Below are 25,539 nucleotides of genomic sequence, written 5' to 3'. Positions count from 1 at the left end.
CTATAGCAGAACTAAAATTTGAAAATTATCAAAAAAAAAGTTCTATAATAGAACATGATAAACGATTTAATAGATAAACTTGAGGTCATTTCTGAAAGGCTCAAAAAATTTGTGCCATCCAAAATTCGTCTTTATTTCAAAGATATCAACATTGAAAAATCAAGGGGTGCTCTTGTTTATGGATTGAGGGGTGTAGGGAAGACAACTTTTTTGCTTCATAAAATTGCATCGCAAAATCTCAATTTTCTTTATTTTAGTGCAGATCATCCTGCTGTCAGCCCATATCCTTTGTATGATTTGGTTTCAGCAATATTCAATCGTGGTTATGATGGAGTTGTAATTGATGAGGTGCATCATGCAAACAATTGGAGCATTCATGTAAAAGCTCTTTATGATGAGTATCCTGACAAGTATATATGGATTAGTGACAGTAGCAATATTCTTCTTAGAAAAGCTACTGCAGACCTTTCAAGAAGATTTGTGCAATACAGAATTCCGCTTATGTCATTTAGGGAATACATACACTTTGAAACAGGCGTTGAAATTGAAAAAATTAATCCCTTTGAACCTGAAGATAGTATTTTTGAGAAAACTAAAAATTTGAACATACTCAAACTTTTCAGAGATTATTTGCATTCAGGCACAAGACCTTTTTATCTTGAAGGAAACTACTGTGAACGCCTTAAAGCTCTTGTTGAAAAATCCTTGTTTTATGACATACCTTTTTATGTTCCTTCAGTATCTGAAAATCATTTAAGAGTAATACTTGCTATTGTTGGAACTCTGATTAACTCACCAATTCCTCTGATAAATATATCAGGTATGTGTTCAGAGTGGGGAATAGGCAAGGAAAAGCTTTACAATATCCTTGAAACTATGGCTCAATGCGAGATTTTAAACATAGTTAAAAAACAAGGCAAGCATGTTTACACTAAAGGTGCAAAAATATTTCTTTCCGACCCATCAGTTTATATCTGTTACGATAGAAACTTAGGAAATGTGAGAGAAGCTTTTGCAGTTATGTGTTTTAAAGAGAAATATCAGGTGTTTGCCTGCAAAGATGATGAGGAATGCGATTTTCTGGTAGAGGGGTTTACAGTTGAAATTGGAAGTAAGGATAAAAAGCCTAAAAAAGCTGATTTTATATTTAGCGATGAAATAGATGTTCCTGTCAAAAACCGCAAGCCTTTATGGATATTGGGATTAGGATGGTGATATTTCTTTAATTAATTTTTCAATCAAATCCTCATCCCTTGAAGTATCAAGTTTTATAAGTTTTCCTTTTACTTCATCGGGAGTTTCAAATTTTTCCTTTTGGGCTAAATATATTTCCCATCTTGCATCTGATATGTCTTCGGCTTCTTGTCTTTTTGAAAATCTCTCCCTTACTACATCATCATCTGCAACACACCAAATCCAGTAAATATCTGCAAACGAAAACTCTCTTTCAACTTCTTGCCTGTATGCCTTCTCCCTGAATGTTGCATCAAGTATTACATCTCTTCCCTCAGTAAGTTTTTCTTTTGCAAGCTCTATCATTTTTTTGTAGGTTTTTTCAGTGAATTCCTTGCTGTATATTCCCTTTTCAAATGGCTCATATCTGTGCTCAGTTGGTTTTAGTCCAACAAGGCTTTTTCTTACAATGTCAGATGCAATCCAGTCTGAAAGAGCGATGTCTTTAAGCTTTCTTGCCATAGTTGATTTACCTGTTCCAGAAAGTCCAAAAAATACAAAAATCTTTGGTTTGCCTTCTGCATAAATATAGGCAAGGTCAAAGTATTTTCTTGCATTCTCAAGTGCTTCTTTTCTTTTTTCTTCGCTTAGATGTGGGTCATCTGATGTGAAGCATCCAATTTTTGCCCTAACATATGCTCGGTAGCATTTATAGAAATTAAGAAGTCTGAGAAGATCCTCGTCACCTGATTTTTCAACAAAGCTCTTTACAAAATAATCTGAAAGCTCTTGATAGCCATGAAAGTCCAAATCCATGCTTAGAAATGCTATCTCACTTGCAACATCACCATAGCGAAATCTTTCATTAAATTCAATGCAGTCAAATATGTAAACTTTTTTAAGATTATCAAAGCAGATATTTGCAGAGTAAAGGTCTCCATGTCCATCTTTTATGAAGCCATTTTTAATTCTTGTTTCAAAAAGCTTTTTATTATTTTCTATGAAATCCCGAGTCCATTTCACTATGTATTCATATCGCCATCTGTTAATTGCTCTTCCAACATAGGAGGCAGTTTGGGAGAAGTTTTCTTCAGTGTTAAATGAGATTGTCTCAACTGAACCATACTTATCTGCTCTTTTGGCATTTTCATAAAAAGGAACAAGGGCATCAACAATCAAGTCAATGTGCTTTTCAGTGAGTTTTTTATTTTTTATGATATTCTGCATCATTCCTTCCTCAGGAAGTCTTTTCATCTTTACAGCATATTCAATAGGATTTGTGTTGTTCTCAACTATATATCCATCCTTTGTAAAAGAAATTGGAACTACACCGCGATATATCTCTGGTGAAAGTCTTCTGTTTAGCTCAACCTCTCTTTCACAGTAGAGTTTTCTTAGCTCAAGAGTTGTAAAATCAAGGAATCCAAAGTTTACAGGCTTTTTTATTTTGTAAACCAAGTCATCAGCAATAAAAACATAGGAAATATGAGTTTGGATAACTCTTAAATCCTTTGGATTGTTAGGAAAGCTCTCTCTTTTAAGCTCTTCTTGCCAGTTTATCATCTTTTGTTCCCTAAAATATACTCTTTTACTACAAACTCTGCAAATGCAAAGGCAGAGGTGAAAGCTGGTGAAATAGCATTAAGAATGTGTAAAGTGTTTGCATCTTTTAAAATAACAAAATCCATAACAAGCTCCTTTTTCTCTAAATCAATGAGTTGTGGTCTAATGCCAACTTTTTTTGATGGAAGAAGGTCTGAAATTTGCACATTCTCTATCATGTCTTTTACATCTCTGTAAAAGTTTGCTTTTAAGTATTTTTTAATATCAGACAAAGCCGTTGTCCTGAATTTTTTGTTTTTTAAAATAAGATAGAGGTCTCTCCATAAAATTTCAAATGTTTCCAATCCTATATCTTCTAAAATTTTGTAGTTTTCTCTTCCAAATGCAGGAGTTGCTGTAGGTCCAACATAAACTGTTCCATCATGAGTCTTTGTAAAGTGAACTCCTAAAAAAGGATTTCTTATTTCAGGCACAGGATAAATGTTTCCTTTTACAAGATATGCTTTTTCTTTCCTTAGTTTTTTGTAAAGCCCTTTAAATGGCAGTATTCTGTATTTTGATGCTAATCCAAAGCTGTGAGCTATTTTGTCTGCATGAGCACCTGCTGCATTTATGAAAAAATCAAAATTTATTTTTCCTGAATCTGTTGAAACCGAGTTTCCCTTAGCAAAACCCTTTACTTTCACTCCTTTTATTATTTTTGCTCCTTTTTTTGTGAGTTCCTGTTCAAGGTAATTTAAAACTTCATTGGGATTTATTACTGCTGTATGAGGAGAGTAAAGGGCATGTTTAAATGTTTTTGCATAGGGTTCAATTTTTTTCAGTTCCTTTTCATCAATTATTTCAACTTCTGCTCCGTTTGCCTTTGCTCTGTTGTAAAGTTCATAAAGAGTTGACAGTTCATCTTCCGTTTTCGTTACAATTACTTTTCCTGTCTCAATAAGAGTAAGTCCCTTTTCTCTGCAATATTGCTTCATAAGAAGATTGCCTTTTAGACAGAATTTTGCCTTAAGGGAGTCTGGAGTGTAATAGATTCCTGCATGAAGAACACCGCTGTTTCTTCCTGATGCGTGCTTTCCAATTTGTTTTTCCTTTTCAATGATTGTTATATCAGATATACCACAACTTAGAAGTTCTCTTGCTATTGAAAGTCCTGTAATTCCAGCACCACAGATTAAGATCACGCTTTTGCTGTCTCCCTTGAATTTTTTACATATTCAAAAAATCGCCTTACAGCAATAAAGCAAACAAACCAAGCAAGCACAAAAAGAACCACTGTAATGCCTATTAATGCATAGTTTCCAGTTGGGATGAACTTTTTGATGAGATGATAGCCAAGTGAGTAAATTGTTGTTGCAAGCATGAAAATCGCTGGCAAAACAGTAAAGAAATTAGGCTTTCTCATCATTGTAAGCCAAAGGGATATTGCTATCAAAGCAAGGGCTGCAAGAAGTTGATTTGCAGAGCCAAAGATGGGCCAAATGATTAAAAAGCCCTGTTTATATGCAAGTAAAAACATTAAAACCACTGTTATAAGTGAGTTTGTAAATCGGGAAAGTAAAAATTGTGGGATTCTTTTGAATAAATTTCTCCAGAATTCCTGAAGTATTAATCTTGATAGCCTTACTGCAGTGTCAAGAGTGGTTATAATGAAGCCCTCTATCATTAGAATTCCAAATATTGCACCTATATAAGATGGAATTCCAAGAATTTTTTCAATGAATAATCCTGAACCTAAAGAAAATGCAAGAACGGGATTTGACTTTCCTGCAGTTGGAAAAACTATATCTTTATAAGTTGACAGTGTAAGCCCTACAGAAATAGCTATAATTACAGTAACTGCTAACATACTTTCAAGAAGCATTGCACCATAGCCTATTTTTCTTGCATCAGACTCCTTTGAAATTTGCTTCACTGTTGTTCCTGTTGCAACAAGAGTGTGGAAACCACTTATTGCTCCGCATGCAACAGTTATAAAAAGTATGGGCCAGATTGGTCCTAATTTTGACGAACCTTCTTCAATATTTAAAGCAGGCATGTTTATCTGAAATCCTTTAAGTCCTCCAATTACTGCTGCAAAAAGTAAAACGACAATGCCAGCATACAGGAAAAAGGAGTTGATAAAATCTCTTGTCTGAAGAACAAGCCATACGGGGATTGTAGATGCAAAAAGAGTGTAAACAGAAATCAAAACCATCCATGTTTCTCTTGAAAACCTAACAGGAGCAATGAATCCTATGTAAATGGAAATTGCAATTACAGCAAGGGCTATCACAACTGCAAGAAATACTTTTATGTTTTTTCTGTAAAGAAGATAGCCAAGTATTGGTGCGAATGCCGTTATTATAATTACTGAAGTTGATGCAATTCCTCCAATTACAGCTACTGACTCCCCTGTTTTTGGGTCTTGTATTGTTCTAAAAAGAGTTTGAGTTTCAGGAAGTCCAAGAATTTTTAGCTTTACCATAGATGTTAGAGCAACGCATGTAAGGTCAAGAAATGCTGAACATACAAGAAGTAACATAAAGAAGACAAAGAGAATGAAAAGCAGGTATCCCCATTTACCCATTGTTTTCTTTGCTATTTCTGCAATAGATTTTCCCTTTTCTCTTAGACTTGCAAAAAGGGAGGCACTGTCATGCACTGCACCTATAAAAATTCCGCCTATTAGAATCCAAAACCATACAGGATAAAAACCATAGAGAATTGCTACAATTGGACCAACAATAGGTCCTGCTCCAGCAATAGAAGAAAAATGATGAGAAAATACAACTAAGCTTTTTGACGGTGCATAGTCAACTCCATCATTGAATTGAATAGCTGGAGTAGGTCTTTTGTCGTTTTCATCAAATACTCGTCCAATATATTTTGCATAAAGCTTAAAGGCTAAATAAAAAAGTAAAAAAGATATGATTATTACCCACAAAATATTCATCGCCTATATTTTATCATAAATGAAAACTTGAAAATAATATACCTCATATTTTAGCTTGACTAATTTGTGGTAAAAATTATTACAATCAAACAAGAAATAAAATTAATTCAGGAGGTGTAGCATGAGGAAGTTAAGTTTATTAGTGGCAAGTCTTTTATTGTTGATGTTTTTGGCAGTAGATTCTTTTGCCTACGACAAGGAGATGGCAAAAAGATTTGATGCCTTATTCTCACAGTTTACACCAGAAATGGTTGCTAAAAGACCTTGCGAAGTAGATGGCAAAGGACTTTTTGAGATGATTAAAAAGAAAGAACCCTTCGTAATTCTTGACATCAGAACTCCTCAGGAAATGCAGATGGTTGGAATAACATATAAGGATACAATTAGAATTCCAATGCATGAGCTCTTTAAAGAGGAAAATCTTAACAAGCTTCCAAAGGACAAGAAAATTGTGGTTGTATGCCATACTGGAACTCGTGCTGTTGCAGCATCAATGGCTTTGATGGCTACAGGTTTTAAGAATGTTGTTTATTTTAAAGGTGGAATTTCTGCACTTGCCACTGAGGCTGGAAGAAGTATAGTAGGAAATTTGTGGTAATTAGAAAATAAGTTTTTTCGGGATGCGCCTGTTTGCTTGCGCATCCTTTTTTTATTATTTAATCCCAAAGAAGCCTAAAAAATTCTAAAAGTGCTATAATAAACTCTATGCTTGCAAAGATTAAAGAGAAAATAAGAAATTGTGAAAGATTGTCAAAAGAAGAGGCATTAGCCCTTTTTTACTCTGATGAGATTCATGAAATAGGTGCAATTGCCGATGAGGTATCAAGAAAAATCAACTCCAACAGAGCCTATTTTATTGTTAACAGGCACATAAATCCCACAAACATATGTGTTAACAGATGCAGATTTTGTGCATTCTCGCGTTCAAAGGGAGACAGCGGTGCCTATGAGATGAGCATTGAAGAAGTGCTTTTAAACCTTAAGGAAGCTGAAAAAACCTTAGGATACATCACTGAAGTTCACATTGTTTCAGGACTTCATCCTTATTGGGAATTTGAATATTATTTAGATATGATTTCTGCGATAAAGAAAGAATTTCCAAAAATTGGGATAAAGGCTTTTACTGCAGTTGAAATTGACTATTTTTCAAAGAAATCAGGTTTTTCAGTTGAAGAAGTTCTTAGTAGGCTTAAATCTGCAGGACTTGACATAATGCCTGGTGGAGGTGCTGAGATTTTCAATCCAGATGTTCGCAATATAATTTGTCCTGAGAAAATTTCAGGTGAGAGGTGGCTTGAGATTATAAAGACAGCACACACTCTCGGAATAAAAACAAATTCTACAATGCTTTACGGTCATGTTGAATCCTATGAGGATAGGGTTGAACATTTGTTTAAGATTAGAGAGCTTCAGGATGAAACAGGAGGCTTTCTTGCATTCATTCCACTTAGTTATCAACCTGAAAATACTGACATAAAAGTTCCTTATCCATCTGGAATAGATGATTTAAAAACAATTGCAATTTCAAGGCTTGTTCTTGATAACATTCCTCACATAAAGGCTTACTGGATTATGCTTGGCGAAAAACTTGCTCAGCTTGCCCTTCTCTTTGGTGCAGACTGCCTTGAAGGAACAGTGATTGAAGAAAGAATTGCCCATTCTGCAGGAGCTCGTTCAAAAAAGGGAACAACTATTGATGAACTTGTTCATTTAATAAAAGAAACAGGACGCACTCCTGCTGAAAGAGACACTTTTTACAATGTGATAAGAACATGGCAAGAGTAGATAAAAAACAAGGATTAGAAATTTTAAAAGAAGCCTCTTTGCATGAACTTGGCAAAGAGGCTGATTCTTTAAGAAAAAAGCTTCATCCTGATGGAATTGTTACTTTTGTCATTGACAGAAATATAAATTACACAAACATTTGCATAAACAAATGTAAATTCTGTGCATTTTGGCGTCCAAAGGAGCATCCTGAAGCTTATGTAATAAGCAAAGAAGAGCTTGCAAAGAAGATTGAAGAGACAATAGAGAAAGGTGGCACACAGATACTTCTTCAAGGTGGAGTCAATCCAGAGCTTGGCATGGATTTTTACATTGATTTGTTAAAGTTTATAAAGCAAAATTTTAAAATTCATGTGCACGGATTCTCACCTCCTGAGATTTCTTATCTATCAAAAAAAGAAGGAATTCCCATAAGAGAAGTTTTGCTTAGACTTCATGAAGCAGGACTTGATTCAATTCCCGGCGGTGGAGCTGAAATTCTTTCTGATAGAGTAAGAATGAGGCAGTCACCAAATAAGATAAAATCTGCAGAATGGCTTGCTGTTATGCATGAAGCACATCTTCTTGGTATGAAAACATCCGCAACCATGATGTTTGGTAGCATTGACGCAGAAGAAGACATTATTGAACATCTTGACGCTATAAGAAATCTTCAGGATGAAACAGGTGGCTTTACAGCCTTTATTCCTTGGACATTTCAACCAGGCAATACGGAGCTTAAAAGAGAAAATCCTGAGCTCATGCCTGCAGGAGCAGTAAAATATCTTCGGGTCTTGGCATTTAGCAGGATTTATCTTAATAATTTCAAAAACATACAAGTTTCATGGGTAACACAGGGAATAAAAATTGCCCAAATTGGACTTCGTTTTGGTGCAAATGACTTTGGATCAACAATGCTTGAGGAGAATGTGGTAAGAGCAGCTGGTGTTTGCTACAGAGTAACAATGGATGAAATTATTCAGGCAATAAAATCCGCTAGTTTCAAGCCTGCCCAAAGAGATGCATATTACAAAATCTTTAGATTTTTTGATTAGCTAATAAAGCCCTCAGCTTTCAGCTCTTTGATTATGCTCTCAACATGTCCCTTTGCTTTTACATTATACCAAGCCTTTAATATGGTAGAATCAGGCTTTATGAGAAATGTACTTCTAATAATACCCTCTACCTCCTTGCCATACATTTTCTTTTTTCCGTATGCTCCGTATGCTTTTGCAACTTCTTTATCTGGATCGCTTAGAAGGATAAAGTTCAATCCAAATTTTTCTTTGAATTTCTTATGAGATGCAAGACTGTCAGGGCTTATACCAACAACTTTTATACGGTTGGAGTTGAATACTTCCATATTATCCCTGAAATCCATTGCTTCCTGTGAGCATCCTGAGGTGTTATCTTTGGGATAGAAATAAAGTATCAGAAAAGTAGAAAGAAGCTCTTTAAGACAAAAAATTCCTTCATTTCCATTTTCATCAATTCCTTGCAAACAAAATTCAATCGCTTTGTCACCTACTTTTAGCATATTATCCTCCATTGGCAATTTTTTTAGTATATCAGAATTGACAGTATTTAGATAAAAATGTTATTCCAAAATCAGCTTAAAAAACATCTTAAGGAGGATTAAAGATGAAAAAGATTAACTGGCGAGCTTTTATTTCTCAGCTTACAACATGGAGCTTCATCGCAATAACAATATCAGGTGTAATCCTTTATATAGTGCCGCATACGAGAATTGCAAACTGGATTGATTTAAGATTACTGTGGCTCACAAAGGCACAATGGCAGAGCATTCATATTCTTACTTGTTTTTTGTTTCTAATAGCTGCATCGTTTCATATCTACTATAACTGGAATGCACTGAAGAATTATCTGCTTAAGAAAGTATCAATTACTAAGACATTTAAAAAGGAGTTTATACTTTCTTTTTTGATTTTTCTATTTGTGATAATAAGTAGCATTTATAACATCCCTCCTCTTAAGTATATCATTGATCTGAATGAATACATCAAAAACTCATGGGGCAAAAGCGCAGAATATGAACCACCTTTTCCTTATGCTGATCAAATGTCTTTGAGAGATTTTACAAAAAAGATGAAGATGGATTTGAATATTGCAATGGATGAACTAAAAAGTAAGGGAGTAGTTGTGGAAAAAGAGACAGAAACTTTAAGAGAAATTGCACGAAGAAATAATACAACTCCAATGCAAATTTATGCTTTAATTAAAAAAACTGAACCAAAGGAAGAAGGAATTATCAAATCCTATAATCCTGAAAAGGTTGAAGAGAAGTTTGAGGGTAGAGGAATAGGAAGAAAAACACTGCTACAGATTTGCAATGAAAATAACATAGATATTAGTCTTGCCAAGAAAAAACTTGCAGAACATGGCATTACTGTTAAAGAGAATGACACTCTGAAAGAAATAGCAGACCAGAACAATATTGCTCCAATTGAAATTCTTAAGATTATTCTTGTTGAAAATTACAATGTGAGATGATTTTTCTGGAAAGGACATGGGCAAATAGTTGATAATATTGCATTATTTTTAACGCTTGATATAACTTAACTCAACATGCTAATATAACTTTATGGAACGCAAAGATTATTATAAAATTCTCGGAGTTAGCAAAGACGCCTCACAAGAAGAAATTAAAAAGGCGTATCGCAAACTTGCAAAGAAGTATCATCCTGATTTAAATCCCGGTAATAAGGAGGCTGAGGAAAAGTTTAAGGAGATTAACGAAGCCTATGCTGTTTTAAGTGACCCCAAAAAAAGAGCAGAATATGACAGAGGAGAAAGCTTTGATTTCAGTGGTTATGACTTTAGTGGATATGATTTTACCAAGGGCTTTGATTTGGGAGATCTTTTTGGAGACATCTTTGGTGAAAAAGATATATTCGGAAATGCTTTTACTTCACGTTCAACTTATGCAAGAGGCGAGGATATTGTAATTCCAGTGACTCTTAGTTTTGAGGAAGCCTATAAAGGAACAGTAAAGCCTATCACTTATAACAGATATGAAGAGTGTCCTGAGTGTCGTGGAAGCGGCGCAGATAAAATGGACATCTGCAAAAAATGTGGCGGTACTGGAAAGCTGCAAGCATCCAGAGGTTTTTTAAGGGTTTCCCAGACATGTCCTCATTGTGGTGGTTCAGGTCGGATAGCTTCATCTTTATGCAGAACCTGTTCTGGTGCTGGTAGAATCTTAAAAACAGAGACAGTGAAAGCAAAAATTCCTGCTGGCGTAGATAATGGTTCTACAGTAAAATTAAGGGGATATGGGAATGCGGGTAAAGGTGGAGCTCCTTCTGGGGATGTAATCCTTGAAATCTCTGTTGCTCCTCATCCATTCTTTACTCGTAAGGGAGATGATGTTTATATTGAGCTTCCAGTGACATTTGTTGAGGCAGCACTTGGAGCTAAAGTTGAAGTTCCTCTTCCTGATGGTAATTCTGTGACAATGAAAATACCAGAAGGGACACAAGGAGGGCAGAAATTCAGAATTTCTGCTAAGGGTTTTCCTTCTGTGAAAGGTCATGGCGTAGGAGATATGTATGTAATTATAAAAATCGTTGTTCCAAAGAATCTTTCTCAAAAAGACAAAGAAGAGATAAAAAAGCTGCAGAGGCTTTATCCTGAAAACCCTCGTGAAACATTATTTAGGAGGTAGTTATGCGAAGAGACGAGAGATATTACATGATAAGCATGGTTTGCAAGCTTCTGAATGTTCATCCTCAAACTGTCAGGTTATATGAAAGGGAGGGTTTTATAAAGCCAAAAAGAATAAGAGGGCAAAGAGTTTACACAGATGAAGATTTGGAGAGGTTAAACTTTGTAATAAAGCTTACAAAGGAAATGGGAGTTAACAGGGCTGGAGTTGATATTATTCTCAGGATGAGGGAAAGGATGCAGATGATGAATGAGATGATGAACGAGATGTTTCGTTACATTGATGAGGATATAAAAACAGAGCTTTTTAAAAAATTAGAAAAAATCCTAAAGGATTTTTAATCATTTAAACGACTGTTAAATACAAATTATAAGGAGGAAGAAAATGAGACTTGATAGACTTACATATAAAACACAGGAAGCAATAAGGGAGGCGCAAAAGATTGCCTCTCAGTATGCAAATCAACAGATAGATGTTGAGCATATTTTTTATGCTTTGTTGGATGACTCAGAAGGACTTGTTACAAGAATTCTTAAAGAATGTGGTGCAGATATTAATGCAATAAAAGCGGATTTAAAGAAGGCAATAGAGAAGATTCCAAAAGTTTATGGCTCTCAGCCTCTTGAGCAGATTTATATAACGCCAAGACTTAATCAGCTTTTTGAAAAGGCTGAAAAGGAGGCTGAGCATCTTAAGGACGAATACATAAGCGTTGAACATCTTCTAATTGCGCTTTTTGATGTTGGTGGACCTGCTCTTGATGCAATAAAAAGACAGGGAATTACAAGGCAAAAAGTTCTTGATGCAATGAGGGCAATAAGAGGAGTGCATCAGGTAACAGACCCCAATCCTGAGGAAAAATATCAGTCATTGGTTAAATATGGCAAAAATCTAACAGAACTTGCACGGAAAGGAAAGCTTGATCCTGTTATTGGAAGGGATGAGGAGATTAGAAGAGTAATACAGGTTTTAAGCAGAAGAACAAAGAACAATCCTGTGCTCATTGGAGACCCCGGAGTTGGAAAAACTGCTATTGTTGAAGGGCTTGCTCAAAGAATAGTTGCAGGCGATGTTCCAGAGTCTTTAAGGGATAAGGAGTTGATAGCTCTTGATATTGGAGCATTGCTTGCTGGAGCAAAGTATAGAGGTGAGTTTGAGGAAAGACTAAAGGCAGTGCTAAAAGAGATAACTCAGTCAGAGGGCAGAATTATTACATTCATAGATGAGCTTCATACTTTGGTTGGTGCTGGAGCTGCAGAAGGAGCTGTTGATGCAGCCAATATGTTAAAGCCTGCATTGGCAAGGGGAGAACTTAGATGCATTGGTGCAACAACAGTAAATGAATACAGGAAATACATTGAGAAAGATCCAGCCCTTGAAAGAAGATTTCAGCCAATACTGGTAAAGGAACCTTCTGTTGAGGATACGATTTCTATTTTAAGAGGGCTCAAGGAAAGATATGAAGTGCATCATGGAGTAAAAATAAAGGATTCCGCACTGGTTGCTGCAGCAGTGCTTTCTGCAAGATACATTACTGACAGATACTTACCTGACAAGGCAATTGACTTAATTGATGAGGCAGCAGCAAAGCTTAGAATGGAGATTGACAGCATGCCTATTGAGCTTGATGAAATAGAGAGAAAGCTCAGACAGCTTGAAATTGAGCGTCAAGCTTTAAGTAAAGAGCCAACTGAAGATGCAAAGGAGAAGATTGAAAAGATTTCTCAGGAAATACAACAGCTTCTTGAGAAAAAAGAAGAACTAAGCAGGCAATGGCAGGCTGAAAAGGAGATAATTTTAAAGATTAGAGAAATCAAGGCTGAGATTGAGCAGACCCGAATTGCAAGTGAGCAGGCAGAGAGACAAGGTGATCTTACAAGGGCAGCAGAATTAAGATATGGAAGGCTTATTGAATTACAAAAGGCACTTGAAGAAGCAAATGCTCGGTTGAAGGAAATTCAAAAAGGCAGAAAAATGCTTAAAGAAGAGGTTGATGAAGAAGATATTGCAGAGGTTGTGGCAAAGTGGACAGGCATTCCTGTTAAAAAACTGCTTGAAAGTGAAACTATGAAGCTTCTTAAGATGGAAGAAAGGCTCCGTGAAAGGGTTGTTGGGCAGGATGAAGCAATAGTTGCTATATCCAATGCTATCAGAAGAGCAAGAGCAGGGCTTCAGGATCCAAATCGGCCGATTGGTTCATTCATGTTTCTTGGTCCAACAGGAGTTGGTAAAACCGAGCTCGCAAAGGCATTGGCAGAGTTTTTATTTGACGATGAAAATGCTATTATTCGTATTGATATGTCAGAGTATCAGGAGCGTCATACTGTATCAAGGCTTATTGGTGCGCCTCCGGGATATGTTGGCTATGAGGAGGGAGGACAACTTACAGAGGCTGTTCGCAGGCGTCCATATTCAGTTGTTTTGTTTGATGAGGTTGAAAAGGCTCATCCAGAAGTTTTTAATGTGTTGCTACAGGTTCTTGATGATGGTCGCCTTACAGATGGACATGGCAGAACAGTAGATTTTAGAAATACAATTATCATCATGACATCAAACATTGGAAGCAACTATATTCAGGAGTTCCTTGAAAACAGGAATTTAGAGCACTGGCAGGATATAAAGAAAGACCTTAAGGCAAGGATTTTTGATGAACTGAGAACATTCTTCAGACCAGAGTTTCTCAACAGGATTGATGAGATAATTATATTTAATCCTTTAACAAAGGAGATAATGAGAGATATTGTTGAGATTCAGATGAAGAAAATAAGAAACTATGTAAAGCAGAAGAAGATGGATATTATCCTTACTGATGCAGCAAAGGATTATATAGCAACGATTGGCTATGATCCAGTGTATGGTGCAAGACCTTTAAGAAGAGTGCTTCAAAAACAGATACTTGATGCCCTTGCTATAAAGCTTATTGATGGTACATTCAAGGAAGGAGACACTATAGAAGTTGACTACAAGGATGGTAAAATTGTATTTAATAAGCTTGTAAAAGCAGAAGTAGCTTAAAAAGGAGGTGTAAAATGTCAATTGTTAAGTGGAGTCCTTTAAAAGAGCTTGAAGAGATGAGGAAAGAAATGGACAGGTTATTTGAGGAGTTTTTGTCACCGGCAAGAAGAAGGAGAGATGTTAGCACAGAGGGAATAATTTCGCCCAATGTAGATATTTTTGACAGACAGGGAGAAATTGTAATACAGGTTGAGTTACCGGGTGTAAAAAAAGATGATATTGATTTAACGCTTACTGATGACAGACTTATTGTAAAAGGAGAAATTAAAAAGCCAGAAGGTATTAAAGACGAGGATTATATTCTAAATGAGAGAAGTTATGGAGCATTTACAAGGACTATAAATCTTCCTCAGGATATAGATAAATCCTCTGTAAAGGCAGGACTCAAAGATGGAATTCTTGAGATAGTTTTGACAAGAAAGGCAGAGGCAAAGCCAAAGGAAATAAAGATACCTCTTGAGTAAAGGGTGATACGGGCTGGCGGATTTAAGATTCGCCAGCCCCTTCATTTTTGGCTATTTTATCAAGAATTCCATTTATGAATGACGCACTTTCTTTTGTGGAGTATTTCTTAGCAACTTCAACAGCTTCGTTTATTGTAACCTGAAATGGAATATCGTGGCGATAAAGAATTTCATAGATTGCAAACCTAAGAATATTTCTGTCTACAGTTAACATTCTTTCAAGATCCCATTTGTTTGCGTATTTTATTATTAGCCTGTCAATCTTTTCTATATTCTGCAGTGTTCCTTCAATGAGTTCATTTGCAAAAGATATTATACTATTGTCTTGTTGTTCATTTTGTTCCCAAAAATTATCAAGTTCATCATGCAAAAAATTATAGTCTTTACCATTATTCAATTTTTCTTTTATATCCATTGCATAAAGGAACTGCAGAACATATTCCCTTGCAAGTCGCCTTTTCATAGGTGAGCTTTTTTCTAAAGTATCCAAATTTGCCTTCTTTAAATTTGTTCTAATACTTTTGCCATTTCAATGGCTACCAATGCTGCATCCCAGCCTTTATTTCCTGATTTAGAGCCTGCTCTCTCAATTGCCTGTTCAATGGTTTCTGTAGTTATTACGCCAAAGGACACTGGAACACCTGTTTCAAGACTTACAAGAGCAATTCCCTTTGAAACCTCAGCTGCAATATAGTCAAAATGCGGTGTTGCTCCTCTTATTAATGTGCCAAGACAGATAATAGCATTGAATTTTCCAGATTGGGCTAATTTTTTGGCAACAAAAGGGATTTCAAATGAGCCGGGCACCTTAACGATTTCAATGTCATTCTCTTTAGCTCCATGCCTTATCAAAGCATCAAGGGCTCCTTCAAGAAGCTTGGAAGTTATAAAGTCGTTAAATCTGCTTACAACAATGCCAAATTTTAAACCTTGTGCTTGAAGTTTTCCTTCAATAATTTTCATACTATTGCCTCCTTATGGATAAAATAATTCAAATCTTCTCATTCTAACATTTATTATGAATGCTATGCCTATAAAATTTGCAAGAAGCGTTGTTCCACCGTAACTCATAAAGGGTAAAGGAATTCCTACTACAGGCATAATTCCTGTTGTCATGCCGATGTTTATAAAGAAGTACAGTATAAATATAGATGTAAAGCCAATTGAGATTAGTTTGCCAAAATTATCCTTTGCGATTAAAGATGTTTTAAAGCATCTTGTAAAAAGGATGAAATAAAGAGAAAGAAGAACTATACAACCAAGAAATCCCCACTCTTCTGCAAAGATCGGGAAAATAAAGTCAGTATGCCTTTCAGGAAGGAATTTCAAAGGACCTTGTGTTCCCTCAAGATATCCTTTTCCAAAAAAACCACCTGAGCCAACAGTAATAACAGATTGCATAATATTATATCCAATCCCTTTTGGATCTACAGTGGGGTCTAAAAATGCTAACAGTCTGTTCTTTTGATAATCCTTTAATCCATGCCAAAGCAGTTCCCAAAGGAACAATATTGAAGTTATTGCTATGGATATAAACAATAACAATAGTCTTGTAGGCAAACCTTTGTAGATAATCATTATAAAAGTAACCGTGAAGATTAAAATCGCTGTGCCTAAATCAGGTTGCTTCATAATAAGGAAAGAGGGGATTATTCCAAAAATAGCGATTGTTTTTAATGCATCCTTAGTTGAAAGAGGAGATTTTTTATTTTCAAGAAAAGCAGAGATGCTGATTACGAAGATAATCTTGAATATCTCTGACGGCTGAAATGAAAAGAATCCCAAGTTGATCCATCTTTTTGCTCCCATGGCTGTTTTTCCCGTGAATAGGACTATGACAAGTAGTAAAATGCCAACGATATAAAAAATGAGCCAAACATTCTTGAATTTTGTGTAATCAACGATTACAAATACAATAAGTGATAAAATTGCAATACAAAGCCACAAAAGTTGTTTTACATAAAAAGGGGGATGTTGTCCTTCGTCCATAGGAGGTCTGGTAGCACTGTATATTGTCATAATGCCGATAATGGAAATAAAAATAACAACCATCAATGTCATCCAATCAAAATGCTCAATCATTCTTCTGTCAATCTTTAACATTTAGCTGCCTCTTTTTAATAATGTATCCCTCTAAGATATTTTTTGCCACTGGAGCAGCAACTGCTCCTCCACCACCACCATGTTCAACTATAACTGAAAAGGCAATTTCCGGATTATCTACTGGTGCAAACCCCACAAACCATGCATGATGCTCTATCTTAGCTTTATGGAGTATTTTTTCTTTAACTTTTTTACTTACTACCTGAGCTGTTCCTGTTTTGCCTCCAAATTTTATTATAGCTGAACGGGCTTGGGCAGCTGTGCCTTGTGGTTCGTTAACAACAGCGGATAAAGCATCTTTTATTATTTCTATATTTTTAGGATTAAATGACAAAGATGTAGAGCTTACATCTTGTCCTCTAATAATGTGAGGAGAATATTTTTTTCCACCATTTACTACAGTCGCGGTCATTAAAGCCATTTGTAAAGGAGTAACTCTTAAAAATCCTTGTCCAATGGCTGTATTGAAAGTGTCTCCAAGATACCAAGATATTTTTAATGTTTTCTTTTTCCATTCTTCATCAGGCACAAGACCATCCTTTTCATCAGAACTAAAGCCTGTAGAACTCCCCAGTCCAAGCATTGTTGCATATTTTTTTATTTTATTTATACCAAGAAGTCTTCCAAGTTCATAAAAGTAAACATCACATGACTCCACAAGGGCTCTTCGTAAGTTTACAGGTCCATGTCCTTCTTTTTTCCAACATCCGAAAAACCAAGTTCCATAACTTAATCCGCCACTACAGCTTGCAAGTATTCTGTCTGGAGTTACAACTCCCTCTTCAAGCCCTGCAAGTGCGGTAATTATCTTAAATGTTGATCCCGGAGGATAAAGTCCTTGAATTGCTTTATTAAGTAAAGGTTTTTCTGGATCCGATATTAGCTTAGTCCAATACTCACTGGGCACACCTTCAACAAACATATTTGGGTCAAAAGAAGGAGAACTTATAAGAGCAAGAATCTCACCTGTATCAGGTTTTATGGCGACAAATGCGCCAGAATATCCTCTGAAGGCATTAAATGCAGCTTCTTGCAAAAGGGCATCAATGGTAAGATAGACATCTTCACCCTTTACAGGTGGTGTTTCTTTGATTAATCTTAATTCCCTGCCAAGAGCGTCAACTTCAACGATTTTTTCTCCGGGAATTCCTCGCAGTTTATCATCATATATTTTTTCTATTCCAGTTTGACCAACCATAAAATAGGGAGGCAAGCTTTTCAGAGCTGGATTATTTTGTATTTGTTGCTCTGTAATTTTTCCTAAATATCCTAATAAATGGGCTGTAGCCTCGCCAAATGGATAATGTCTTTTCATCTCTATATCAATCAGCAAGCCCGGTAGTTCTGATTTTCTTGCTTCAAGCATAGCAACTTCCCTAAAGGATAAGTCTTCTTTAATTCTGATAGGAAGATATATGCTTTCAGGTTTTCGACTGAGTTTTTTTTCAATCTCTTCGTAGGGAATATTTAGAATTTTAGAAAGTATTTCTTTGTCAATTTTATCTGCATATTCAGGAGATATTGAAACACTGAATATAGGAATATTTTCAACAAGCGGAATTCCATTTCTGTCATAAATAATTCCACGGGGAGCAGGTATTTTTATTATTCGTATTCTGTTTTGCTCTGCCAGTTGCTTGTATTTGTCCGCATTAATTATTTGAAGCTGCCAAAGTCTTAGTATAACTATCAAAAAAATCAAACAAATTGTTATAAAAAATAGTCTCTCTTTAGCGTTCATCAGGGTTTTTTCCAGCTCAAAATTAAACCAAATGGTATATTTATTAATCCTGAAATTAATATTTTTTTCAATAACAAAGATGAAGAGATTTCAATACTGAAAAAATAAATTACAATAAAGCTGTAAATAGTTTCATCCAGTATGGTAAAACTGAAAATCACAAGAGTTTTAAAAATTTCTGTCCAATGAAAAAAAAGCTGTCTGGTAAGCACGATTAAAAACATTCCACTTATTGATTTAGAAATTATCGCAGGACCAATTATTCCCTGAAATAAATCTTCTATTAATCCAGTCATAGCAAAGAAAAGCAATGGCAATAATTCGGAGGAAGCAATTTTTTTTTGTTCTGTTTCTGTAAATGTATGTTCTATGGCAAAGAGATAAATTAAAAGAAAAGAAAAGTTTAATGTAATTCCATCAATTAAAAAATATTGCTCAGCAAAGAAAGCAAGAAAAATCAATATTACCCACTTCAACGCTCTTTTCACTTTTCACTTCTCACATTCATCTGATTACCGCCACTTCTTCAATATTTAACTCAGATTGAAAGGGAATGACTTCAATATATTGAAATAATCCCTTTTTTTTGTTGATACTTTTTACAGCGCCGACCATTATGCCTTCTGGAAATATTCCATCAGTCCCTGAAGTAACTAATCTGTCACCTATAAGAACCTCTTCTTCCAATGGTAAATATTTTAAAACACATATATTTAAACCAGTTCCGCTTAAAACTGCTTCTACTCTCGTTCTTTCTAATCTCACAGAAGCAGAAAAATTAGGGTCAGTTAATAAAATTACCTCAGAAAAATTATCTGCAGTGTAAATAACTTTACCAATTAAACCTCTATATGTTATTACTGGCATATTTATTTTGATACCGTCATTTAGTCCCTTATCAATCCATATTGTTTTTACAAATTTATTAGAACCTTTTTTGATTACCTTTGCTATAGCTATGATATCTCTTCTTGTTTCCTTCAGATTTAAAAGATTTTTTAACCTTTTATTTTCATCCATCAATTCCTGATATGATTTTGTTTGTAGTCTAAGACCATATAGCTCTTCTTTAAGTTTTCTGTTTTCTTCTCGCAAATACAATACATCATAAAAAAATTCTTTTACTGAATTTATGGCGTAAGAGAACTGTAAAAAATGAATTTTTGTAAAATTAACACTACCTTTTAATTGATAACTTATCAGCAAAAAAGCAATTGCTATAACAATTAATAAAACAATCGTGGTTGATTTTTTTATCATCAGTTAACATTAATAGAGACTTTTCTAAGTAATTCTATTTTGTCAAGCATTGCTCCACAACCTTTTACTACTGCTCTGAGAGGGTCATCTGGAATTATGACTGGAACGCCTGTATGTTCTCTAATCAGAATATCAAGTCCCCGAAGAAGAGCACCTCCTCCTGCGAGAACAATTCCTTTGTCTGCTATGTCTGAAGCAAGTTCAGGCGGAGTATTCTCCAGAGTAACTTTAATAGTCTCCAAAATTATAGATACAGGCTCTTCTAAAGCTTCTCTTATTTCTTCTTCTGTTATATTAATTGCCTTTGGTATTCCACTTACAAGGTCCCTTCCTTTTATCTCCAATGTTTTATTTGAATTTATAGGATATGCACTGCCAATATTGATTTTTATGAGTTCTGCAGTTCGCTCTCCTATCATGAGATTGTATTTTCTTTTTATAAAAGTAATTATTGCCTCATCCATTTTATCTCCACCAACCTTTACTGCCTTTGAACAAACAATACCACTAAGGGATATTACAGCAACATCTGTTGTTCCGCCTCCTATGTCAACAATCATATTGCCTGATGGTTCATCAACAGGTAGCCCTACACCTATTGCTGCTGCCATAGGTTCTTCAATGAGATATACCTCTCTGGCACCTGATGCCATTGCTGCATCTTTTACAGCTCTCTGTTCAACCTGTGTTATACCTGAAGGTACGCCTATTATCACTCTTGGTGATATAAAACACTTTCTGTTATGAGCTTTAGATATGAAATATTTAAGCATCTCTCCTGTTGCATCAAAATCTGCTATAACACCGTCTTTAAGAGGCTTAATAGCTATTATATTTGCAGGAGTTTTGCCCATCATTTCTTTCGCTTCTGTTCCAACGGCAATTACTTTTCTGTTGTCCCTTCTTAATACAACAACAGAAGGCTCATCACAGACTATACCTTTTCCTTTTACATAAACAAGAGTATTTGCTGTTCCAAGATCAATAGCTAAATCATTAGAAAATTTCCCAACTAATTTTTGAATAAACACTATAATCCTCCTACTTATTTTTTTCTCTTGATATTTTAAAATATTTGAGCTTAAACTTGATATTAAAATTTAGGAAATGCTTATTTTATTTCAATCTCATCAATTACATATGTACCTGCTATATAATCGCCAATTCTTTTTCCTTCGGAGCTTCCAATTATGATAATAAATTCAAAGATAATTATTAAAGAGCATATAATCCATCCAAGAATTGGAATGATTAAGAAAAGCAAAGATAAAGCTATCGGAAGATTTCTAATTATAGAGCTTCTAAAATCTGAAGGAACCTGTGTCTGTTCATTCATAACTTTGATTCTCAGAAACTTCTTACCTATGCTACTTCCATTAAAGAGTCCGTCGCTTATTAAGAGATAAAAAATTCCTATAAAAAGTCCAGCATTTGGAAAAATTTTCCACAGTACTAAAACAAGCAATAAGTCAAGCGTTTTTGCGATGGTTCTGAAAAAAATCAAACTTAAATTATTTTTATTAGTCATTTTTATTGTTCCATTATTAATTTAAATGTTCTATAATATATTAACACTTGCCTCTTTTTTGCATAAACAATTATGATAGGATACAATAAATTTTATGGGTAAATCAAAATTCTGAAAATTTTTAAAGGAGGGCAAAATGAACTATAAAAGCCTAAAAGTTTTTGTTCTTTTTCTGTTAATACTTTTCTCGAGTTCAGCATATGGAGAAATTGTTGCTAAACCCGGTACTTTTGACCATTTTCAGATTGATACCCCCGATAAATTAATTGCTGGGGAAGAATCTATAATAATACTTTATGCAGTTGATATATTTGGCAATACTTTAAATATGCCATCAGACAGTTCAAAGAGTTATAAAATTATTGCATCAGGTTCAACAAAAATATTTCCTGAGCAATTTAAATCAAATGAAATAACTCAGTCAGGTTTAAAAATAAAAATCTTCTCTGAAAAGGCAGAGGATATAATTTTACATCTCTATGAAGAAGGCAAGGCATTTCCGGTTTTAGAAAAAAAGATAAAAATCATTCCAAATGTTATAAGTGCCCTTGATATTAAAGCTCCTGAAACTGTTAGCGTAGGCAATGAAATTATAACTAAAATTTTTGGAAAGGATAAATTTGGTAATACTGTCTGTAAGGATTTTGATGCAAATTTATTGAACTTATTTTTTAAAGGAGAAGTGACTCCACAGATAAAGGAGATTCAATTTATTCCTGAAAGTTGCGGTGTTAATGTAAAGATTTATTCTGAAAAGATTGGAAAATTTTACATAGAAGCAAATTTATTGAACAAAAATATTTATGGTAAAAGCAATTTGGTAGAGATAGTTAATGGAGAGGTTTATGGTTTTATTGTTGAGTCTCCAAGTGAAGTTGTTGTTGATGAGTCTTTTGATATAACAATAACAGCAATTGATAAATTTAAAAATATTGTTAAAGATTTGTCATCCCAAAAAGAAAAAGTGATAATAGAAGCTAAGGGTAAAGGATATATTTTCCCCTCAGAACTATCAACGCATGCTTTTTCTAATGGAGTAGCTAAGGTCAGCTTAAGATATGACAGACCTGAGGAAATAAAGATTTATGTTAAAGCTTTTAAAGAAGACAACATAAATGGCGAAACAGATACAATAAGGGTTGTTCCCCCAAAGATTAAAAAATTTCAAGTTATTACCCCAGAGACAATCATTACAGGACAGAAATTCAAAGCAAAGGTTATCGCATACAATCATCTTGATAAAGTGATGGTAAATTACAATCAATATGGCAAAAATGTTCTTTTGATGTCTACAGGTTCAGGAACGCTTACTCCCAATAGAATTCCACCTTCAGCCTTTGTAAATGGAGTTGCGATAGTGGAGTTAATTTATGATAGGGCAGAAAAATTTGACATCATAGCAATTCCCGAGGAAGAAGAGATGCCTTCTATTGAGTCCAAAGTTAAAGAAGAAAAGAAAGAGAAGCCTAAAGAGAAAAAGATAAGCAAGCCAGCAAAGGCAAAAAAATCTGAAATTTCAAAGAAAAAGACAAAAAAGCAGGCTAAAATTAGTAATCATAAAGATAAAAAAGCCGAAGAGCTTTCCCAAGCATCCATTTTAGAGCTTCAAAATATTTCCCTTGTTGAAACAAAAACAAATGCTACATTAACTCTTTTCATTCCTAATATCGGAAAAAGAGGTGGATATCAACCTGTAACCAAAAAGGAAGGTAGCACAATGTCAATAATTTTAGAGGTATATCCTGCCCAGAATAAACTTGAAAAACCAGTGCAGGTTGAATCAGATTTTATCAAAGAGGTTACAGTTACAGAGGATGGAAACAAGGTAGTATTGAATATTGTTCTTAAAAAACCTCTCAAGTATCGGACTTTTAAAAAGCCAGACGAGATAGTAATTGAGTTTAGGAGAAGTTAATGGGTTTTTTTGACAAGCTTAAGGAGAAATTAACAAAAACAAAGCAGAGCATTGTTGAAAAAATTGAAGCCATAATACCTGTTGGAAAAAAGATAGATGAAACTACAATAGAAGAACTTGAAGAAATTTTAATTTCTGCAGATGTTGGAGCAAAGTCAACAGAGGATATAATAGAGACATTAAAGAAAAAAGTAAAAGAAGGAAGTATTAAAGACTCTACAGATTTAAAAGGAGCACTTAAAGAGGAATTAACAAAGCTTCTTGAAGGTGATACGAATTTGAATCTTTCTAAAAAGCCTTCAATTATTCTGGTTGTTGGAGTAAATGGTGTAGGAAAGACAACAACCATTGGCAAACTTGGTTACAAATTTATCAGCGAAGGTAAAAGCGTTGTTTTTGCAGCAGCAGATACATTCAGGGCTGCAGCAATTGAGCAACTTGAGATATGGGCTAAAAAAACCGGGGCTGACATAATAAAACATCGCAGTGGAGCAGATCCAGCAGCAGTTGCCTTTGATGCATGCGAATTTGCGAAGGCAAAAAACAAGGATATAGTTATCATTGATACTGCAGGAAGGCTTCATACTAAGACTCCTCTTATGGAGGAATTAAAAAAAGTTAACCGAGTAGTCCAAAAATCCATATCCGATGCTCCCCATGAAACACTTCTTGTGCTGGATTCAACAACTGGACAAAATGCAATAAGACAAGCAATTTTTTTTAACGAAGCTGTAAATCTTACAGGAGTTGTTGTAACAAAGCTTGATGGAACAGCAAAGGGTGGTGTTGTTTTTGCTATAAAAAAGGAAATAGGAGCACCGATTAAGCTAATCGGTATTGGAGAGGGAGTTGAAGATTTAAAAGAATTCAATGCAAGAGATTTTGTGGATGCTTTGTTTGATTAAAATTGGTTGCGGGGAGAGGATTTGAACCTCTGACCTTCGGGTTATGAGCCCGACGAGCTACCAGACTGCTCCACCCCGCGATAACATTTTAAAATAACATAAAAATTAAGGATTTGTCAAGGCTATGGAACTTGTAATTGCATCAAGAAACAAGAAAAAAATTGAAGAGTTGAAGCGAATTTTAGAAGGACTCAATGTAAAACTTCTTTCAATGGATGACTTTCCTGAGCTTAAGGAAGTTGTTGAAGACGGTGAAACTTTTGATGCAAATGCTCTCAAAAAAGCAAGATATGTCTGCAAAAAAACAGGATTACCCGCATTAGCTGATGATTCAGGGCTGGAAGTGGATGTATTAGGTGGCAAACCCGGAGTAAGGTCTGCAAGGTTTGCCGGAGAAAATGCAACTGACGAGGAAAATATTAAAAAACTTTTGAAAGAATTAGAGGGTATACCAGAGAACCAGAGAAATGCCCGTTTTGTATGTTGCATTGCCTTAGTCTTGCCTAATGCAGAAGAGCATCTTTTCTGGGGCTTTGTAAAAGGCAAAATAACAAAACAGCCTCAAGGGAAAAAGGGATTTGGATATGATCCTGTTTTTATACCTGAAGGTTATGGGAAAACCTTCGCAGAAATGGAACCACACGAAAAAGATAGTATAAGTCACAGGAATGAGGCTCTTGACAAATTAAAGAAATTTTTGATATACTACGCCAATTTTTATAAGCAAAACTTATTATAAAATTATAAAATTTAAGTTGCTTTTTATTGTGTAATGAGTTAAATTATATTCAACCGATTTTTAATGAAGCCAAAATCAAAACAAGGAGGATTCAATGAGATTAGTATTTCTTGGTGCTCCCGGGGCAGGTAAGGGAACGCAGGCAAAAAAGCTTGTAGAGAAATATGGAATCCCGCAGATATCAACAGGTGACCTTTTAAGGGCAGCAGTTGCAGCAGGAACTCCGCTTGGCAAAGAAGCAAAGGCATATATGGATAGAGGAGAGCTTGTTCCTGACCAAGTTGTTCTTGGAATGGTTAAGGAAAGGCTTTCTCAGGATGACTGCAAAAAAGGCTTTATTCTTGACGGTTTTCCAAGAAATGTTGCTCAGGCAGAAGCCCTTGATAAAATGCTTGCAGAAATGGGAATGCCATTAAATCTTGCATTAAATCTTGATGTGCCTTTTGATGACCTTATGAAGAGGCTTACAGGAAGAAGAACCTGTAAATCATGCGGACAGATGTATAACATCTATTATTCGCCTTCAAAGGTAGAAGGGAAATGTGACAAGTGCGGTGGCGAGCTTTTCCAGAGAGATGACGACAAGGAAGAAACAATCAGGAAAAGACTTGAAGTGTATAAAGCCCAAACTGAGCCACTGATTGACTATTACTCCAAAAAGGGAATAATGAAAAGTGTAGCAGGCACAGGTAGCATAGACGAAATATTTAAAAACATCTGTGCAATCTTAGACAAATTAAATTAAAAGG

The 25,539-nt window shown here is 35.1% G+C and carries 25 protein-coding genes and 1 tRNA gene; 13 read left to right on the top strand and 13 right to left on the bottom strand.

Annotated features, from left to right (window positions below; genetic code table 11):
- Positions 1-54: 54 nt before the first annotated feature.
- A complete protein-coding gene (locus ACYQ3P_RS03550) occupies positions 55-1,215 on the top strand; it encodes an ATP-binding protein (protein ID WP_460176574.1) in 1,161 nt (386 codons plus the stop codon).
- Here the strand turns inward: ACYQ3P_RS03550 and ACYQ3P_RS03545 are convergent.
- The 3 genes from ACYQ3P_RS03545 to ACYQ3P_RS03535 are packed head-to-tail and all read right to left on the bottom strand — an operon-like array spanning position 1,204 to position 5,671.
- Positions 1,204-2,736 carry a bifunctional aminoglycoside phosphotransferase/ATP-binding protein gene (locus ACYQ3P_RS03545; RefSeq protein WP_460176573.1) on the bottom strand — a complete coding sequence of 511 codons (1,533 nt, stop codon included), beginning with the start codon at positions 2,734-2,736 and terminating at the stop codon, positions 1,204-1,206. The two genes, ACYQ3P_RS03550 and ACYQ3P_RS03545, sit on opposite strands and share 12 nt — an antisense overlap.
- Positions 2,733-3,920, bottom strand: coding sequence for an L-2-hydroxyglutarate oxidase (gene lhgO, locus ACYQ3P_RS03540; RefSeq protein ID WP_460176572.1), 1,188 nt, complete (start codon positions 3,918-3,920; stop codon positions 2,733-2,735). The genes ACYQ3P_RS03545 and lhgO overlap by 4 nt, the downstream gene beginning before the upstream one ends.
- Positions 3,917-5,671: a carbon starvation CstA family protein gene (locus ACYQ3P_RS03535; protein ID WP_460176571.1), complete on the bottom strand. Its 1,755-nt coding sequence runs from the start codon at positions 5,669-5,671 to the stop codon at positions 3,917-3,919. Before ACYQ3P_RS03535 ends, lhgO begins: the two co-directional genes overlap by 4 nt.
- Positions 5,672-5,792: 121 nt before the next feature.
- Between ACYQ3P_RS03535 and ACYQ3P_RS03530 the strand changes: the two genes are divergently transcribed.
- The 3 genes from ACYQ3P_RS03530 (at position 5,793) to mqnC (ending at position 8,490) form a co-directional block, all read left to right on the top strand.
- Positions 5,793-6,269 (top strand): rhodanese-like domain-containing protein, encoded by a 477-nt coding sequence (locus tag ACYQ3P_RS03530; RefSeq protein ID WP_460176570.1) that lies wholly within the window; start codon positions 5,793-5,795, stop codon positions 6,267-6,269.
- A gap of 107 nt (positions 6,270-6,376) precedes the next feature.
- A complete protein-coding gene (gene mqnE, locus ACYQ3P_RS03525; RefSeq protein ID WP_460176569.1) occupies positions 6,377-7,456 on the top strand; it encodes an aminofutalosine synthase MqnE in 1,080 nt (359 codons plus the stop codon).
- Complete coding sequence (gene mqnC, locus ACYQ3P_RS03520; protein WP_460176568.1) at positions 7,444-8,490, top strand: cyclic dehypoxanthinyl futalosine synthase; 1,047 nt, start codon at positions 7,444-7,446, stop codon at positions 8,488-8,490. Before mqnE ends, mqnC begins: the two co-directional genes overlap by 13 nt.
- Here mqnC and ACYQ3P_RS03515 read toward each other — a convergent pair.
- Positions 8,487-8,972 (bottom strand): peroxiredoxin, encoded by a 486-nt coding sequence (locus ACYQ3P_RS03515; RefSeq protein ID WP_460176567.1) that lies wholly within the window; start codon positions 8,970-8,972, stop codon positions 8,487-8,489. The two genes, mqnC and ACYQ3P_RS03515, sit on opposite strands and share 4 nt — an antisense overlap.
- 104 nt (positions 8,973-9,076) lie before the next feature.
- Here ACYQ3P_RS03515 and ACYQ3P_RS03510 point away from each other — a divergent pair, with 104 nt between their 5' ends.
- From ACYQ3P_RS03510 to ACYQ3P_RS03490, 5 genes are all read left to right on the top strand, one after another.
- Positions 9,077-9,946, top strand: a complete 870-nt coding sequence (locus tag ACYQ3P_RS03510) for a DUF4405 domain-containing protein (RefSeq protein ID WP_460176566.1) — start codon at positions 9,077-9,079, stop codon at positions 9,944-9,946.
- Positions 9,947-10,037: 91 nt separating this feature from the next.
- A complete protein-coding gene (gene dnaJ / locus ACYQ3P_RS03505) occupies positions 10,038-11,120 on the top strand; it encodes a molecular chaperone DnaJ (RefSeq protein ID WP_460176565.1) in 1,083 nt (360 codons plus the stop codon).
- A gap of 2 nt (positions 11,121-11,122) precedes the next feature.
- The gene (locus ACYQ3P_RS03500) at positions 11,123-11,461 is read left to right on the top strand and encodes a MerR family transcriptional regulator (RefSeq protein ID WP_460176564.1); all 339 of its coding nucleotides are present in this window, start codon (positions 11,123-11,125) and stop codon (positions 11,459-11,461) included.
- A 43-nt stretch (positions 11,462-11,504) separates the two neighbouring features.
- Complete coding sequence (gene clpB, locus ACYQ3P_RS03495; RefSeq protein WP_460176563.1) at positions 11,505-14,135, top strand: ATP-dependent chaperone ClpB; 2,631 nt, start codon at positions 11,505-11,507, stop codon at positions 14,133-14,135.
- A gap of 14 nt (positions 14,136-14,149) precedes the next feature.
- Entirely contained in the window at positions 14,150-14,599 is a 450-nt protein-coding gene (locus tag ACYQ3P_RS03490) for an Hsp20/alpha crystallin family protein (protein ID WP_460176562.1), read from the top strand.
- 22 nt (positions 14,600-14,621) lie between these two features.
- On the opposite strand, the gene nusB is transcribed toward ACYQ3P_RS03490, so the two are convergent.
- The 8 genes from nusB to ACYQ3P_RS03450 form a co-directional block, all read right to left on the bottom strand.
- On the bottom strand, positions 14,622-15,089 hold the full coding sequence (nusB, locus tag ACYQ3P_RS03485; RefSeq protein WP_460176561.1) for a transcription antitermination factor NusB: 468 nt from the start codon (positions 15,087-15,089) through the stop codon (positions 14,622-14,624).
- An 11-nt stretch (positions 15,090-15,100) separates the two neighbouring features.
- Complete coding sequence (gene ribH, locus ACYQ3P_RS03480; RefSeq protein ID WP_460176560.1) at positions 15,101-15,562, bottom strand: 6,7-dimethyl-8-ribityllumazine synthase; 462 nt, start codon at positions 15,560-15,562, stop codon at positions 15,101-15,103.
- A 12-nt stretch (positions 15,563-15,574) separates the two neighbouring features.
- A complete protein-coding gene (gene rodA / locus ACYQ3P_RS03475; RefSeq protein WP_460176559.1) occupies positions 15,575-16,702 on the bottom strand; it encodes a rod shape-determining protein RodA in 1,128 nt (375 codons plus the stop codon).
- Positions 16,689-18,443 carry a penicillin-binding protein 2 gene (gene mrdA, locus ACYQ3P_RS03470; RefSeq protein WP_460176558.1) on the bottom strand — a complete coding sequence of 585 codons (1,755 nt, stop codon included), beginning with the start codon at positions 18,441-18,443 and terminating at the stop codon, positions 16,689-16,691. The genes rodA and mrdA overlap by 14 nt, the downstream gene beginning before the upstream one ends.
- Positions 18,443-18,931, bottom strand: a complete 489-nt coding sequence (locus ACYQ3P_RS03465) for a hypothetical protein (RefSeq protein ID WP_460176557.1) — start codon at positions 18,929-18,931, stop codon at positions 18,443-18,445. The genes mrdA and ACYQ3P_RS03465 overlap by 1 nt, the downstream gene beginning before the upstream one ends.
- 16 nt (positions 18,932-18,947) lie before the next feature.
- Positions 18,948-19,703, bottom strand: a complete 756-nt coding sequence (mreC, locus tag ACYQ3P_RS03460; protein ID WP_460176556.1) for a rod shape-determining protein MreC — start codon at positions 19,701-19,703, stop codon at positions 18,948-18,950.
- Positions 19,703-20,740: a rod shape-determining protein gene (locus ACYQ3P_RS03455; protein ID WP_460178040.1), complete on the bottom strand. Its 1,038-nt coding sequence runs from the start codon at positions 20,738-20,740 to the stop codon at positions 19,703-19,705. Before ACYQ3P_RS03455 ends, mreC begins: the two co-directional genes overlap by 1 nt.
- Positions 20,741-20,814: 74 nt before the next feature.
- On the bottom strand, positions 20,815-21,231 hold the full coding sequence (locus ACYQ3P_RS03450) for an RDD family protein (RefSeq protein WP_460176555.1): 417 nt from the start codon (positions 21,229-21,231) through the stop codon (positions 20,815-20,817).
- A 136-nt stretch (positions 21,232-21,367) separates the two neighbouring features.
- On the opposite strand from ACYQ3P_RS03450, the gene ACYQ3P_RS03445 reads away from it, so the two are divergent.
- Entirely contained in the window at positions 21,368-23,146 is a 1,779-nt protein-coding gene (locus ACYQ3P_RS03445) for a hypothetical protein (protein ID WP_460176554.1), read from the top strand.
- The gene (ftsY, locus tag ACYQ3P_RS03440; RefSeq protein ID WP_460176553.1) at positions 23,146-24,051 is read left to right on the top strand and encodes a signal recognition particle-docking protein FtsY; all 906 of its coding nucleotides are present in this window, start codon (positions 23,146-23,148) and stop codon (positions 24,049-24,051) included. Before ACYQ3P_RS03445 ends, ftsY begins: the two co-directional genes overlap by 1 nt.
- Positions 24,052-24,054: 3 nt before the next feature.
- On the opposite strand, the gene ACYQ3P_RS03435 is transcribed toward ftsY, so the two are convergent.
- Positions 24,055-24,131, bottom strand: a tRNA-Met gene (locus ACYQ3P_RS03435).
- Positions 24,132-24,175: 44 nt separating this feature from the next.
- Between ACYQ3P_RS03435 and ACYQ3P_RS03430 the strand changes: the two genes are divergently transcribed.
- A complete protein-coding gene (locus ACYQ3P_RS03430; RefSeq protein ID WP_460176552.1) occupies positions 24,176-24,790 on the top strand; it encodes an XTP/dITP diphosphatase in 615 nt (204 codons plus the stop codon).
- Between the two features lie 94 nt (positions 24,791-24,884).
- A complete protein-coding gene (locus ACYQ3P_RS03425) occupies positions 24,885-25,535 on the top strand; it encodes an adenylate kinase (protein ID WP_460176551.1) in 651 nt (216 codons plus the stop codon).
- The last annotated feature ends 4 nt before the right edge of the window (positions 25,536-25,539 follow it).

It is taken from the genome of Thermodesulfovibrio hydrogeniphilus (genome assembly GCF_054657355.1).
The sequence above is the reverse complement of the archived record's forward strand: the minus strand, read 5'-3'. Positions and strand labels throughout refer to the sequence as shown.